Source organism: Paraburkholderia panacisoli (assembly GCF_008369935.1).
GTDB classification, from domain to species: domain Bacteria; phylum Pseudomonadota; class Gammaproteobacteria; order Burkholderiales; family Burkholderiaceae; genus Paraburkholderia; species Paraburkholderia panacisoli.
This window is the reverse complement of the sequence record NZ_VTUZ01000003.1, coordinates 124,595-138,057: the sequence shown is the minus strand read 5'-3', so window position 1 is coordinate 138,057 and position 13,463 is coordinate 124,595. Positions and strand designations below refer to the sequence as shown.

General features: G+C 60.9%; 12 protein-coding genes and 1 pseudogene. 8 read left to right on the top strand and 5 right to left on the bottom strand.

Annotated features, from left to right (window positions below; genetic code table 11):
• Nucleotides 1-113: 113 nt before the first annotated feature.
• The 4 genes from oxlT to FVF58_RS05395 all read left to right on the top strand — a co-directional run bounded on the left by oxlT (nucleotide 114) and on the right by FVF58_RS05395 (nucleotide 5,064).
• Complete coding sequence (oxlT, locus tag FVF58_RS05410) at nucleotides 114-1,445, top strand: oxalate/formate MFS antiporter (RefSeq protein WP_149668875.1); 1,332 nt, start codon at nucleotides 114-116, stop codon at nucleotides 1,443-1,445.
• 63 nt (nucleotides 1,446-1,508) lie between these two features.
• Nucleotides 1,509-3,251 carry an oxalyl-CoA decarboxylase gene (gene oxc, locus FVF58_RS05405; RefSeq protein WP_149668874.1) on the top strand — a complete coding sequence of 581 codons (1,743 nt, stop codon included), beginning with the start codon at nucleotides 1,509-1,511 and terminating at the stop codon, nucleotides 3,249-3,251.
• A gap of 24 nt (nucleotides 3,252-3,275) precedes the next feature.
• Complete coding sequence (frc, locus tag FVF58_RS05400) at nucleotides 3,276-4,526, top strand: formyl-CoA transferase (protein ID WP_149668873.1); 1,251 nt, start codon at nucleotides 3,276-3,278, stop codon at nucleotides 4,524-4,526.
• Nucleotides 4,527-4,632: 106 nt separating this feature from the next.
• On the top strand, nucleotides 4,633-5,064 hold the full coding sequence (locus FVF58_RS05395; RefSeq protein WP_149668872.1) for a PAS domain-containing protein: 432 nt from the start codon (nucleotides 4,633-4,635) through the stop codon (nucleotides 5,062-5,064).
• Between the two features lie 183 nt (nucleotides 5,065-5,247).
• Here the strand turns inward: FVF58_RS05395 and FVF58_RS05390 are convergent, their stop codons facing one another.
• Nucleotides 5,248-5,403, bottom strand: coding sequence for a hypothetical protein (locus tag FVF58_RS05390; protein WP_188130718.1), 156 nt, complete (start codon nucleotides 5,401-5,403; stop codon nucleotides 5,248-5,250).
• Between the two features lie 7 nt (nucleotides 5,404-5,410).
• Nucleotides 5,411-5,548, bottom strand: coding sequence for a hypothetical protein (locus FVF58_RS51225; RefSeq protein WP_188130717.1), 138 nt, complete (start codon nucleotides 5,546-5,548; stop codon nucleotides 5,411-5,413).
• 306 nt (nucleotides 5,549-5,854) lie between these two features.
• On the opposite strand from FVF58_RS51225, the gene FVF58_RS05385 reads away from it, so the two are divergent.
• Nucleotides 5,855-6,169, top strand: a complete 315-nt coding sequence (locus FVF58_RS05385) for a hypothetical protein (RefSeq protein WP_149668870.1) — start codon at nucleotides 5,855-5,857, stop codon at nucleotides 6,167-6,169.
• A 259-nt stretch (nucleotides 6,170-6,428) separates the two neighbouring features.
• Here the strand turns inward: FVF58_RS05385 and FVF58_RS05375 are convergent, their stop codons facing one another.
• A complete protein-coding gene (locus tag FVF58_RS05375) occupies nucleotides 6,429-8,552 on the bottom strand; it encodes a phosphocholine-specific phospholipase C (RefSeq protein ID WP_149669129.1) in 2,124 nt (707 codons plus the stop codon).
• 433 nt (nucleotides 8,553-8,985) lie between these two features.
• Here FVF58_RS05375 and FVF58_RS05370 point away from each other — a divergent pair.
• Nucleotides 8,986-9,171, top strand: a pseudogene (locus FVF58_RS05370) (sorbosone dehydrogenase family protein); the annotation flags it as partial.
• A 121-nt stretch (nucleotides 9,172-9,292) separates the two neighbouring features.
• Here the strand turns inward: FVF58_RS05370 and FVF58_RS05365 are convergent.
• Both FVF58_RS05365 and FVF58_RS52510 read right to left on the bottom strand, forming a co-directional pair.
• Complete coding sequence (locus FVF58_RS05365; protein WP_149668869.1) at nucleotides 9,293-9,766, bottom strand: universal stress protein; 474 nt, start codon at nucleotides 9,764-9,766, stop codon at nucleotides 9,293-9,295.
• Nucleotides 9,767-9,807: 41 nt separating this feature from the next.
• Entirely contained in the window at nucleotides 9,808-10,161 is a 354-nt protein-coding gene (locus FVF58_RS52510) for a hypothetical protein (RefSeq protein WP_149668868.1), read from the bottom strand.
• A gap of 257 nt (nucleotides 10,162-10,418) precedes the next feature.
• On the opposite strand from FVF58_RS52510, the gene chrA reads away from it, so the two are divergent.
• Both chrA and FVF58_RS05350 read left to right on the top strand, forming a co-directional pair.
• Entirely contained in the window at nucleotides 10,419-11,636 is a 1,218-nt protein-coding gene (gene chrA / locus FVF58_RS05355; protein WP_149669128.1) for a chromate efflux transporter, read from the top strand.
• A 161-nt stretch (nucleotides 11,637-11,797) separates the two neighbouring features.
• The gene (locus FVF58_RS05350; protein WP_149668867.1) at nucleotides 11,798-13,444 is read left to right on the top strand and encodes an oleate hydratase; all 1,647 of its coding nucleotides are present in this window, start codon (nucleotides 11,798-11,800) and stop codon (nucleotides 13,442-13,444) included.
• Nucleotides 13,445-13,463 lie beyond the last annotated feature (19 nt).

Sequence of the window (13,463 nt, the reverse complement as noted above, 5' to 3'; positions counted from 1 at the left end):
TCTGGCCGACCATTGGCGCTTCATTGCCACAGGCAAAACCGGTGGCGAAGCGATTCGATCACGTAAGTCCAACGCGCCGCTTGAGCGCGACGGAATATACAGGAGACGGAGACATGGGACTTTCCAATGTGTCGGAGGGCGGCCGCGCACCATTCTGGCATCACCGCTGGGTGCAACTCGCGATCGGCATCGTGTGCATGGGACTCGTTGCGAACCTTCAGTATGCGTGGACGCTGTTCGTCGTGCCGATGGACAACGCCCACCATTGGGGTCAAGCGGCGATCCAGACCGCTTTCACGATTTTCATCGTCACCGAAACCTGGCTCGTGCCCGTCGAAGGCTGGCTCGTCGACAAGTTCGGGCCGCGCCCGGTCGTGATCGGCGGTGCGCTGTGCGCAGCGATCGGCTGGGTCATCAACGCGCATGCGACCAGTCTCTCCCACCTATACGTCGCAGCAGTCATTGCCGGTATCGGTGCGGGCTGTGTGTACGGCACCTGCGTCGGCATGGCGCTCAAATGGTTTCCGGACAAACGCGGTCTTGCAGCCGGTTTGACTGCGGCGGGTTTCGGCGCCGGCGCGGCCGTAACGGTGATACCGATTGCCAACATGATCCAGCGTTCGGGCTACGAGCACGCGTTCATGTTCTTCGGCATTTTCCAGGGTGTCTGCATCCTGCTGCTCGCCACCATGCTGGTACGGCCGAAGCCGCCCGCCTCCGCGATCCCGGCAAAACGAATCGTCGCAAGCAGGATCGACTACAAATCCGGCGAGATGATCCGATCGCCCCTCTTCTGGGTGCTGTATCTGATGTTCGTGTTCGTTGCGGCCGGCGGCATCATTGCGACCGCGCAGCTCGGGCCGATCGCGAAGGAATACGGCTTTGCCAAGTTGCCTGTGAATCTGATCGGCATCACGCTGCCGCTCCTCACCATGACGCTGTCGATCGACAACCTGTGCAATGGACTCACCCGTCCCTTGTGCGGCTTTCTATCTGACCGCATTGGCCGCGAAAACACGATGTTCATGATCTTCCTGGGCGAAGGCGTCGCGCTGCTGGGGCTGATGCAGTTCGGCCACAACCCGTATGCGTTCATGTTCTTCGCGGCCGCCGTATTCCTCTGCTGGGGCGAGATTTTCTCGATCTTCCCCGCAACCTGCGCGGACACCTTCGGCAGCAAGCACGCCGCGGCGAATGCGGGGACGCTTTACACCGCGAAGGGTACGGCCGCGATGCTGGTGCCGGTCGCATCGCTTCTGTCGGCCAACGGCGGCTGGAGCACCGTGTTCATCTCGGCGGCGGTGATATCGATCGCTGCCGCCATCTGCGCGAAGTTCGTCCTTGCACCCATGAGAAAGCGCTGGATCGAAAACTCGGGCGCGCCAGCCGGCGTAACGATCGTCGAAGCACGACTGCAGCAATGGCCCGGCGGCTCATCTGAATAAACGGCAGCACAAGCGCACCAATCACGACCGACCACACAACACTCCACTACAAGGAGAGATGTCATGGCAGAAGCCGACCAGCCCACAACAGACGACACGTTGGATCAACAGGCGACCGAAACGACCGACGGATTCCATCTAGTCATCGACGCGCTGAAATTGAACGACATCAACACTATTTTCGGACTCGTCGGCATCCCCATCACTGACCTGGCGCGACTGGCACAAGCCGAAGGGATGCGCTTCATCGGCTTTCGTCATGAACAGCACGCGGGCAATGCCGCGGCCATTTCCGGCTACATCACGCAGAAGCCCGGCATCTGCCTGACAGTGTCGGCACCGGGTTTTTTGAACGGGCTGACCGCGCTTGCCAATGCGACCACCAACTGTTTCCCGATGATTCTGATCAGCGGTTCGAGCGAACGCGAAATCGTCGATCTGCAGCAGGGCGACTACGAAGAAATGGATCAGTTGACCGCGGCCAGGCCTTACGCGAAGGCCGCGTATCGCGTGCTCCATGCGCAAGACATCGGCATCGGCGTGGCGCGTGCGATCCGCGCGGCGGTGTCGGGCCGGCCGGGCGGCGTCTATCTGGATCTACCGGCCAAACTGCTCGCGCAAACGATGGATGCCGTGAAGGCGCAGCAGTCGCTGGTGCGAGTGGTCGACGCCGCGCCGCGGCAGTTGCCGGCGCCGGAATCCGTCAAGCGTGCGATCGAGGTGCTCAAGAGCGCCAAGCGTCCGCTGATCCTGCTCGGCAAGGGCGCCGCGTATGCCCAGGCTGATGCGGAGATCCGTGGCTTCGTCGAGCAAAGCGGCATTCCGTATCTGCCGATGTCGATGGCCAAGGGTCTGTTGCCGGATACCCACGAGCAATCGGCGTCGGCGGCACGCTCGTTCGTGCTTCAGGAAGCCGACGTGGTCGTGCTGATCGGTGCGCGTCTGAACTGGCTGCTCTCGCACGGCAAAGGCAAAACGTGGGGCGCGGAGCCGAAGAAGTTTATCCAGGTCGATATCTCGCCGACCGAAATCGACAGCAACGTCGCGATTGCCGCGCCGGTGATCGGCGATATCGGTTCATGCGTGGCGGCACTGCGCGCCGGCATCGATGCGAGCTTCAGCAAGCCGGGCGCCGAGTGGATCGGCGCGATTGCCGAGCGCAAGAACAAGAATCTCGCCAAGATGGCCGCGACGCTCGACAAGAATCCGTCGCCGATGAACTTTCACAGCGCGTTGCGCGCGATCCGCGATGTGTTGAAGACGCGCCCGGACATCAACGTTGTCAACGAGGGCGCAAATACCCTCGACTACGCGCGCAGCATCATCGACATGTACGAGCCGCGCAAACGCTTCGATTCGGGCACGTGGGGAATCATGGGCATCGGGATGGGCTTCGCGATCGGCGCGGCGGTCACGACCGATAAGCCGGTTGTGGCAATCGAAGGTGACAGCGCGTTCGGATTCAGCGGAATGGAACTCGAAACCATCTGCCGTTACAACTTGCCCGTCTGCACGATCGTATTCAACAACAACGGTGTGTATCGCGGCACCGACGTGAACCCGACAGGCGGTAAAGACGTCGCGCCGACCGTGTTCGTGAAGGGTGCACGCTACGACAAGATGATCGAGGCGTTCGGCGGCGTCGGTTATCACGTGAGCACGCCGGAAGAACTGACGAAGGCGCTGCTCGAAGCGATCGCATCCGGCAAACCGAGCCTGATCAATGCCGTCATCGATGAAGCAGCCGGCACCGAGAGCGGCCGCCTGACCAATCTGAATCCGCAAAGCGCGGCAATGAAAAAGTAATCCGACGAATCAAGGAGATATCAAATGACCAAACCTCTCGAAGGCATCAAGATCATCGACTTCACTCACGTTCAAGCCGGTCCCGCGTGCACGCAGTTGCTCGCCTGGTTCGGCGCCGATGTGATCAAGGTTGAAAGGCCGGGTTCGGGCGATGTCACGCGTAACCAGCTGCGCGACATCCCCGATGCCGACGCGCTCTACTTCACGATGCTCAACAGCAATAAGAAGTCGCTCACGCTGGACACGAAAAAGCCTGAGGGCAAGGAAGTACTCGAAAAGCTGATCCGTGAATCGGACGTCCTGGTCGAAAATTTCGGCCCAGGCGCGTTGGACCGCATGGGCTTTTCGTGGGAACGCCTGAACGAACTGAATCCGAAGATGATCGTCGCTTCGGTGAAGGGCTTCAGCGACGGCCATCACTACGACGACCTGAAAGTCTATGAGAACGTCGCCCAATGCGCAGGCGGCGCTGCGTCCACCACCGGCTTCTGGGACGGTCCGCCTACCATTAGCGCCGCCGCGCTCGGCGACAGCAACACCGGCATGCATCTGGCAATCGGCATTCTCACCGCGCTGCTGGGACGCGACAAAACCGGCAAAGGCCAGAAAGTCGCGGTGTCGATGCAGGATAGCGTGCTGAACCTGTGCCGCGTGAAGCTGCGCGACCAGCAACGTCTGGAGCGAGTCGGGTATCTCGAGGAATATCCGCAATACCCGCACGGCGAGTTCAGCGACGTGGTGCCACGCGGCGGCAATGCTGGCGGCGGCGGGCAACCGGGCTGGGTGCTCAAGTGCAAGGGCTGGGAAACGGACCCGAACGCTTATATCTACTTCACGATCCAGGGCCACGCATGGGAGCCGATCTGTAACGCGCTCGGCAAACCCGAGTGGATCGCTGACCCAGCCTACAAGACCGCTGAAGCGCGTCAACCGCATATCTTCGAAATCTTCAAAACGATCGAAGCGTGGCTCGCCGACAAGACCAAATTCGAAGCGGTCGACATCTTGCGCAAGTTCGACATTCCTTGCGCGCCAGTGCTGACGATGAAGGAACTCGCCAACGATCCGTCGCTGCGCGCGAGCGGTACGATCGTCGAAGTCCCGCACAAGAAGCGTGGTTCGTATCTCACTGTTGGCAGCCCGATCAAATTCTCGGATATGAAGCCGGAAGTCACCGCGTCGCCGCTGCTCGGAGAACACACGGACGAGGTGCTGGCAGGCCTTGGCTACAGCCAGCAGGACATCTTCAACTTACGCGAAGTCAAAGCGGTTTAACGGCGGCACCCTGGCCCGCTGGTATGCTTGGGCCTGAGAGTACGGCGCCGTCGTCGGCGGCGCCGTACCCGATTCGAACACTTATGTTTCCATCCGGGGCAACGTCATGCAAAGCGCTATCGACTTTCAGCAACTTGCCAACGCAATCGGCGACGCCATCATCATTTCCGATTTACACGGCAGCATTACTTTCTGGAACCCTGCGGCCGAACACATGTTCGGCTTTACGCAAAGCGAGGTGCTCGGAAAATCGCTGGATCTGATCATTCCGGAACGTTTGCGCGGTCGCCATTGGGACGGTTATCACAAAACGATGTCAACGGGCGAAACCCGATATGGCAACGATGTGCTTCGTGTCCCCGCTGTGCACAAGGATGGACGGTCTCTGTCGATCGCCTTCACGGTCGCTCTGCTGCATTCGTCGCAAAACGAACTTAGCGGCATCGTTGCGGTGATCCGCGATGAAACTAAACGCTTCCAGGAGGATCGCTTGCTGCGCAAACGTCTCGCGGAACTTGAAGCGTCTGCGGGCGCTTGAGCGACGGCCTGGCGCAGAAGATTCCGCCTTGTGCCTGCCGCTGTGGCCGGCGTGATGACGGCTGGCCGACGACGTGGTTTCCTTAGCCTTACTCCATGACTGATCGATGATTGCAGTGCACGGGTCCGGTTCAGTATTTCGAGTAAGGCGACGTCGCTGCCCAGTCACTCGCACGAACGCTGTTCACGAGTGGTACGCGTCCTCGCCGCGCGTGCCGAAATCGAGTCCTTCTCGTTCGCGGTCCTGCTCGACACGCAGTCCAATCGTCATGACCGCGAGCTTGAATGCGACAAACGACGCGACTGCCGACCGTACTAGCGACGCCGCCTGCCCTACCATTGCTCGATCAGCCGATCGGCCACATGTAGTCGCCGGCCTTGTTCGCGACGTCATCGTAGACGCCTGTACCGCCGACCCGCGGCGACGGGGACACGCCCTTCTGCAATGCGCCGACGACACCACCCAGGCAATGCACGCCGAACATACCGAGCGAATCGATTCGTGTTTGTACGTACGGGTTTCATGTACAAACGGTGACCAGTAGCCGAGTCAGCAGATTTTGTAAGAACCTACAGCCGCTGCATCGCCTGGATGAAGGCCGACGAAAGCCTACAACCAGCTGACGAATTGTTCTTTAGCCAACAGAGCATTGACTTATATCAACGAGATGTCGACTGCGAGCCCTATTCTGTCAATCAGCCATGCGTCAGCCGCGAAGTCTACGTCGACGATGTCTGCATCTATGCAGATTTGTTGGTCAAGCACGTTAACTACTCAGCAGAGTGCCGCGATGAATCAGCCAATGATCTGGATTACGGCGCCCGACCTGTCCCAAGGGTCCACTGTCCGGTTTTCAGCATACGGTTTCGGGTGGGGATATCGAGCATTTTCGGTCTCATATGAAGCAGTTTGCGAATCGCTCGGGGCGGCCGATTCAACAGAGGAACAGATTCGCCTTGCTTTCCAGTTAGGAAAACGACAAATTCTTCGCGCCGTGCTGCAGCATGAATCACTTCCTTACCAAGGACAGCGGATCGCGCTTTCCCTGGAAGGAACATCGCATTCCATGTCCCTTGAAGCGGGTCAAAGGACTACAGATAGCTGAGAGTCAGGAATGGTTCGATTGGAGAATCCGCCGCTTGGTGATTCGTCTCTATGCATCTTCGATCCGATCAACGACATACACCGAGCATGACGATGCGGGACAAGACTTTGCAATGAGCGCAAGCTGCTGATGACGACTGGCGCACACGTGCGCCCGGACTGTACGCGGCGCTCTCAAGGCGGACCAGCGCCGCTCCTTCGAAAAATCGGGAGACGTGACGGCTGTATGAAGTGATCGGGCGGCTCCCGGATGCGAGGACCTAACTCAACGTTGGCGGCGTTTTCACTATAGCTGCTTTACGGCTGTGCGCCGGATCGCTGATAAGGTCTTGCCCGCTTTCGATGCGGCCAGCAAAGCGGCGTAAGAACCCTGGCTGCGCATCCACCTTCACAGTGAAGTCGTACCAGTTGCCGCTGGCTGATACGGGCCAGCTGGTGTGGCCCACGCCGTTGGCGGGCACGGAGAAGACCCACGGTCCGTCTCCTGCGCGATACGCGTTCGATGTGACAGTGAACTTGCACGCTGCATGGCCCGAATTCACCATTGTCAGACAGACCGCATTGTTTGCGAGGTCGTAGCAAACCCGGATCTCAGGATTCGCAACAGCTGCGCTCAATGGTGTGGCAATGTCGCCCGAAAATGCACGCAGAAAGCCGTTTGCACTATGCAATGCGATCGAGTATTTCGTACCGGTTAGCTGGGAACGCGTCCAGCTATCGGAGATCTGCGTATCAGGGTCGAGCGTATAGCGACGCGGCGGATTAGCGCCCGTTGCAAGGTCGTAAGCGGAAAAGGCAGCACCCGCCTTCCCAGTGTTGGCCATTAAAAGCCAAAACGTCCCGTTCTCCACGTCCAGGCGTGCGCTCGCGTGAAGCTCGTAGGGCAGCGCCCGCGAAGGACGCGTACCCGGCTCCTGTGTTGGCATCGACTGTACTCTTGGCACCGCTGGCGCCGGCAGCGAACTGCATTGCAGATTGGCATCCGCGACATATGTGCTCGTGTCGGGCAAGGAGGGCCACGTTGAATCCGCATTTTTGAAATCGAATGCCGACGTGAGATCCCCGCAAACCGAGCGGCGCCATGCACTGATGTTCGGGCAACGAACGCCAAAACGTCGCTCGATAAATTGAATGATCGATGTGTGGTCAAAAACTTCCGAGCATACATAGCCACCTTTAGACCAGGGCGAGACCACTGTCATTGGCACACGAAAACCGAGCCCGATTGGCAAGCCCTCATAGACCTCACCCGTCGTCGTGATGGTCGACTTGCCTTGCTCATCGGCGCCTGGCGGCGTCGGTGGCGGATCGTGATCGAAGAAGCCACCTTGTTCGTCGTAGTTCAGAAAAAACACGGTCTTCGACCAGACCTCGGGGTTCGCCGCAAGCCCGGCCAGTAGTCGCGCGCTCAGGTCCTCACCCGCTTGCGGGTGATAGTTCGCGTGCTCGGACAGCGCGGTCGGCGCGATGATCCACGAGACTTGTGGCAACGTGCCTGCCGCGACATCCGCCGCGAAGGCCTGAGCGATATCGCCGACCGTCGCCATGCCGTTCCGATAGAGCGGGCTCGACGGCGGCGCTGACTTGAAGTTCTGAAACAACGCAAGTGCGTTGTCGTCAAAGTTGTCCGGCTGCTGATAAACACGCCAGCTGATTGCAGCCGCTTCAAGCATTTCGGCGACCGTCTGCCATTTAAGGCCACGCGTTGGTTGGGCATTATCGAGTGTCGGCTCGAAACCGGCGGAGAGACCGCTGCTCCCACTAAACAGGTGCAATCTGTTGGGATTCGTTTGCGTGAAGGTCGATGCATAAAATTGATCGCAAATCGTGAAGGCGTCGGCCAACGCATAGTAGAAACGCAAATCGCTGCGCGAAAAGTAACTCATGCCGAGACCGGGCATACGAACCGTATTCCATGCGTTGCAAAGACCCTTGTTCCATATTGCGATGTCGGTCAGATAGCTCATCGACGGTTCTCGCGTGCATGTCGCACTCGTGGTCGTCGTGTTGATATGAAACGGAAGGATGTAGCCGCCGCTGGTCGGCTGCTTCCAGACCGGATCGCCATTGGGCAGCCTGATCGCCATTCGGTCGTTGAAGCCGCGCACACCTCGAAGGGTGCCGAAGTAATGGTCGAACGAGCGGTTCTCCTGGGTGAAAATGACGATGTGCCGGACATCTTTGATAGTGCCCGTCGTGGTGGCCGCCGGGGTCGCCCGCACATCGCGGATCAGTGCGGGTATCAGCGTAGCGGCTAGCGAGGCTCCGACCGAACCTGCCGCCACGCGCAGGAACTCGCGACGCGGCGTGGCAGGCCCGCGCCCCCTCGCCTCGTGACGATTTGCGTTGCTAATGCGCGGATTCCAATTGTCTTTGGTTGTCATCGCCAAAAGCACTCCTGGTGCGCGATGAAGAACAAATTGAGGCGCCGATGCGTGAAAATTCAGGACGCCTGATTCCGCATTCTTCCCCCTTTGCCTCGAGTCACATCGAATTGCGGCAGCGCGCGGGCTGCGGCGCTCAAACCGACGGTCGAGCAAGTGCACCGCCCGTGCGCTTCGATGCTAGCGACGTCACCTTAAGGAAACCTGATGTCAGTTAGCACGAGTTCGATGTTCAATGCAGCGGTGCATCAATCGAAAATGACCATCAGGCTTAGACGACCAGGACCAGTGAGTCGAAACCGATGACTTGTGGCCCTACCTATCGGAGAAGTTTTCCGCCTCAGTAATCCTTGTCATAGGCAGGCTTTTTGCTGACACCGAGTAGCCACAGCCTAAACAGGATAACGAACATGTGCTGCGGATCAGACATCAGGTGATGGAGCGCGCTGGCGCCGGCGTGAAGAGTCCCGATCGAATCGTGCTGCTACGGGACACCAGTGGAATCGGGGTCGCCCGGACGCAGGTCGTGTTTCTCCGCGGCCTGCATTCGCCGTTCGGAAGGGCGCTCATCGGGAATGAACTCTACGTTGCGGACACGGACGCTTTGCTGCGTTTCAACGTCAATCAGAAAATGATGCGATTTTCCATTGGCCCTGCCCCGAGCTGAGACGGCCCAACCGGATCACCGGGCCGTTGTCGACGGTAAAACCAGCTCAGTCATGGCCGACGTGAGATGCGCATCAGGCCTCAGTAGGATCCTCCTTGTCGACCGGCTCGCGGATCAGCAGCACGGGGCACGTCGCATAGCGGACGACCCGCTCGGCCACACTGCCGATCACCATGCGCCGCAAACCGCGACGTCCGTGCGTGCCCATCACGACCAGGTCCGCGCCACGGTGTTGTACGCAGCGCAGCAACGCGCTGGCGATATCCTCGGCGATGCCTTGCGTCTCCACAATCTCTGTGTCGCCCGGGACATTGAGGTCGCGCATCTGGGCGAGTGCGCCACGCAGCAGGCTGAGCCCGACCTGCCGCGCAGCGTCCGTCAGAAGATGCGGATCGCAGGCTCCCGCATACGTGAATGCCGCCGACTGATCCAGCACGTAAACCGCCGTCAACTTGCCGTGTGAGAGTTTCGCGAGCTGGATCGCTTCGGAGAGCGCGCGCTTTGCGCCTTCGCTGCCGTCCACGGCCACCACGATGTTGGCGTACATGACTGTCTCCAGAGTAAGAACATCGGAACAACCGTTGCCAATCAGACGCGCGCGACGCCGCGCTCGAGCAACCGTTCGGCCGAATCGAATGCGGCCCGTACCGCGTCGTCTGGATCAGGGCTCTGTCGATGTTCGAGCGGCATCAGTTCACCCGTGCGCAGCACAAGATCGAGACGCACATCGAACTTGAGGTGATCCAGCGTCGGGCCCTGCACGGCGCGGGGGCCGTCGGGTATCTCGCGTATTGCTCGCTCATGCATGGCCTCGATCGCAAGATGGCATCCAGAAATGAATTGGCCGAACCGCTCGAGGCGCAGCAGTTGCACTGCAGCCTCCGCTTCGATCTGCGCGGATCCCGCGAACCCGAAATAGACGATCTGCATATCGATTCCCATGCTGCCCCCGCACGTGCTGTGTCCTATCCATCGACCGTTTCGGTAGCCGAAGCCGTGTACGGCAGCGCGCCGATGAAAACATCATCGGCGCGATTCGCGCGCGTCGATTGACCTGCGTCAACGGTACGGCATTGCGCTGCCGGCCGTGCGCCCTGCGGTTCAAACGAGAGCGCGTCCACACACCACAGCGCAAATGGGCGCCAGCGTGTGCTATTTTTCGGAGCCCATCCCAGCCTATGAGCGGTACGACTATTTCCATGCGCGACACGGATACAGAGACTCCCCTTGCTGTAGCGGCCCGTAGCTCGCCGTGGACGCTCTTCTGCATTTTCCTGAGGCTCGGCCTGACTTCGTTCGGCGGCCCGGCAGCCCATCTCGGCTACTTTCGCGACGAATTCGTCAGGCGCCGCCAGTGGCTCGATGAACACACGTTCAGCGACGTGGTCGCGCTGTGCCAGTTTCTGCCCGGACCCGGCAGCAGTCAGGTCGGCATCGCAATCGGGCGTCTGCGTGGCGGCGTGGCGGGCGCGGTAGCGGCCTGGCTCGGCTTTACGCTGCCGTCGGTGTTATTGCTCGTGGCGTTTGCCTATGGCTTCACGAGTCTGTCGGAAGCGACCTCGCTTCTGCTATTGCGAGGGCTGAAGATCGCGGCGGTCGCCGTGGTCGTGCAGGCAGTCTGGTCGATGGGGCGCATGCTCTGTCCCGACCGCGCACGCGCGACTATCGCGGCAGTTTCCGCCATAGCAGTCATCGTGCTCGGCGCGGCCTATGGGCAGGTCGCGTCGATCGTGGCCGCGGGAATCGCCGGCGCCGCCTTTCTGAAGTCATCGACCGAGGTGCCGAGCGCACCGCTCGGCATGCCGGGGACGAAAACCGGCGCACTCGCCTGCTTCGCGGCTTTCGCGCTGCTACTGTTCGGATTGCCCGCGGTCGCAGCCTATCTGCACAGTTATCCGCTCGATCTATTTGCGGCGTTCTACCGGGTCGGATCGCTGGTGTTCGGCGGCGGCCACGTCGTGTTGCCGCTGCTCGAGGCGGTCGTGGTACCGCGCGGCTGGGTTTCCTCGAACGCGTTCATGGCAGGCTACGGCGCAGCGCAGGCGGTTCCCGGTCCGCTTTTTACGTTCGCCGCATTTCTCGGCGCCACCAGCGCGGGTCATCCTTCGGGCGTGGTTGGCGCACTGATCGCCACCCTCGCGATCTTCCTGCCATCGTTTCTGCTGGTCGGCGCGGCACTCCCTCTGTGGGGCGAGTTACGCGCCTTCGCGTCGATGCGACGCGCAATGGCCGGCATCAACGCCGCCGTGGTCGGCATCCTGCTGGCCGCACTCTATGACCCCGTGTGGACCAGCGCGGTGCATAGCGGGCGCGACTTCGTGCTGCTCGTCGTGGCGCTGGTGCTGCTCGGGTGGTGGCGCGTGCCGTCGTGGGCGGTCGTGCTTTTGACGGCCGCGCTTGCATGGTGGGTCGTTTAAACAACGGCACTGTCCTGCTGGCGAGCTTGCGCGCGAACCGCTTGTGCCGGACTCGCGGGTCGCGTCGCGCTCCGTTGATCCAACTCAACACGCGTTCCTGCCCCGCCGGTATGGTCTAGGCACCACCACGTGCACGACCATCACCCTGCTGGGACTCTCAAATGAATCATTCGGAGCAGCTTGCCACGCAAGCCATTGCGGATACCGCCCGCGACGACGCCAGCGCATCCGGCCATTTCCATCTCATCGGCGGCGGCATTGCCTCGCTGGCGGCCGCCGCGTTCCTGATCCGCGACGCCGATGTGCCCGGCTGCAACATCACGATCTTCGAGGCACTCGACAAACCGGGCGGCAGTCTCGACGGTGCCGGCTCGCCACAGGAAGGCTATGTCGCGCGCGGCGGCCGCATGCTCGAGAGCAAGTATCTGTGCACCTACGATCTGTTCGACTCGATTCCGACACTGGACGGCCGTAGCAGCGTCACAAAGGAAATTTTCGACTGGAACAGCACGATCCGCACCTCTTCGAAAGCGCGGCTCGTGCGCAATGGCCGGCGCGAAGACGCGCCTCCTTATGAGCTTGCCGAGAAGCATCTGCTCACGCTCGGCCGCCTTTCGATCGAACCGGAAGCCCTGCTCGGCGACAGCCGGATTTCCGACCACTTCGAACCGGACTTTTTCGCAACCAACTTCTGGGTCATGTGGTGCACGACCTTCGCATTCCAGCCGTGGCATAGCGCCGTCGAGTTCCGCCGCTACCTGCTGCGCTTCGCGCATATGACGCCGGGCTTCAACCAGTTGCACGGCATCATGCGCACGGTCTACAACCAGTACGACTCGATGGTGCGGCCGTTGCGCAAGTGGCTCGACGAGCACGGCGTGCGATTTCGCGCTAACACGCGCGTCGTCGACCTGCGGCATGACGAAGGCGGCGAACTGAACCGGGTGGCCGGTATCGTATGCGAACACGAAAACCGTCGCGTCGAGATTCCGGTCGCCGAGGCAGACAAGGTCATCGTCACGCTCGGTTCGATGACGGCAGGATCGAGCCTGGGCGGCACGAACCGCGCCGCCGTGTTCGATCATGACGACAGTAGCGGCGCGTGGGCGCTCTGGAAAACCATTGCAGCGGGACGAGCCGAGTTCGGCCGTCCATCCGTTTTCGCCGATCACGCCGACGAATCCAGGTGGCTCTCCTTTACCGCGACGCTGCACGATCCGACGCTGTTCCGCCTGGTCCGCGATCTGACCGGCAACGTGCCGGGCGAAGGCGGCCTGATTACCTTCCCGCAATCGAACTGGCTCGCCTCGATCGTACTGCCGCACCAGCCGCATTTCATCGGTCAGCCGAAGGACGTCGAGGTGTTCTGGGGTTATGGGCTCTTTGTCGAGCGGCCGGGCAATTTCGTCGGCAAGCCGATGGCCGAATGCACGGGCCGCGAAATCATGACGGAGCTGCTCGGCCATCTGCACATTCAAACCGAAGCGGCGCGCATCCTCGACGACGCGATCTGCATTCCGTGTCTGATGCCGTTCATCACCAGCCAGTTTCTGCGGCGCAGGCCCGGCGACCGGCCTCAGGTGGTGCCCGAGGGTTGGGCGAACCTCGCATTCGTCGGACAGTTTTGCGAGTTGCCGAACGACGTGGTGTTCACCGTCGAATATTCGGTGCGCTCCGCGCAGACGGCTGTGTACACGTTGCTGGGTTTGGACCGCTCCGCGCCGCCGGTGTACAAAGGCCAGCACGATCCGCGCGTGGTGTACGGCGCGGTCTCCGCGTTGCACAACCCCGCTTTGCGCAACCGGTAGACGGCCATGCCGTGTTCGC

Coding starts and splice junctions, on each gene's coding strand:
- oxlT (WP_149668875.1), top strand. CDS start 114: ATGGGACTTTCCAATGTGTCGGAGGGCGGCCGCGCACCATTCTGGCAT.
- oxc (WP_149668874.1), top strand. CDS start 1,509: ATGGCAGAAGCCGACCAGCCCACAACAGACGACACGTTGGATCAACAG.
- frc (WP_149668873.1), top strand. CDS start 3,276: ATGACCAAACCTCTCGAAGGCATCAAGATCATCGACTTCACTCACGTT.
- FVF58_RS05395 (WP_149668872.1), top strand. CDS start 4,633: ATGCAAAGCGCTATCGACTTTCAGCAACTTGCCAACGCAATCGGCGAC.
- FVF58_RS05390 (WP_188130718.1), bottom strand. CDS start 5,403: ATGGTAGGGCAGGCGGCGTCGCTAGTACGGTCGGCAGTCGCGTCGTTT.
- FVF58_RS51225 (WP_188130717.1), bottom strand. CDS start 5,548: ATGTTCGGCGTGCATTGCCTGGGTGGTGTCGTCGGCGCATTGCAGAAG.
- FVF58_RS05385 (WP_149668870.1), top strand. CDS start 5,855: ATGAATCAGCCAATGATCTGGATTACGGCGCCCGACCTGTCCCAAGGG.
- FVF58_RS05375 (WP_149669129.1), bottom strand. CDS start 8,552: ATGACAACCAAAGACAATTGGAATCCGCGCATTAGCAACGCAAATCGT.
- FVF58_RS05365 (WP_149668869.1), bottom strand. CDS start 9,766: ATGTACGCCAACATCGTGGTGGCCGTGGACGGCAGCGAAGGCGCAAAG.
- FVF58_RS52510 (WP_149668868.1), bottom strand. CDS start 10,161: ATGGGAATCGATATGCAGATCGTCTATTTCGGGTTCGCGGGATCCGCG.
- chrA (WP_149669128.1), top strand. CDS start 10,419: ATGCGCGACACGGATACAGAGACTCCCCTTGCTGTAGCGGCCCGTAGC.
- FVF58_RS05350 (WP_149668867.1), top strand. CDS start 11,798: ATGAATCATTCGGAGCAGCTTGCCACGCAAGCCATTGCGGATACCGCC.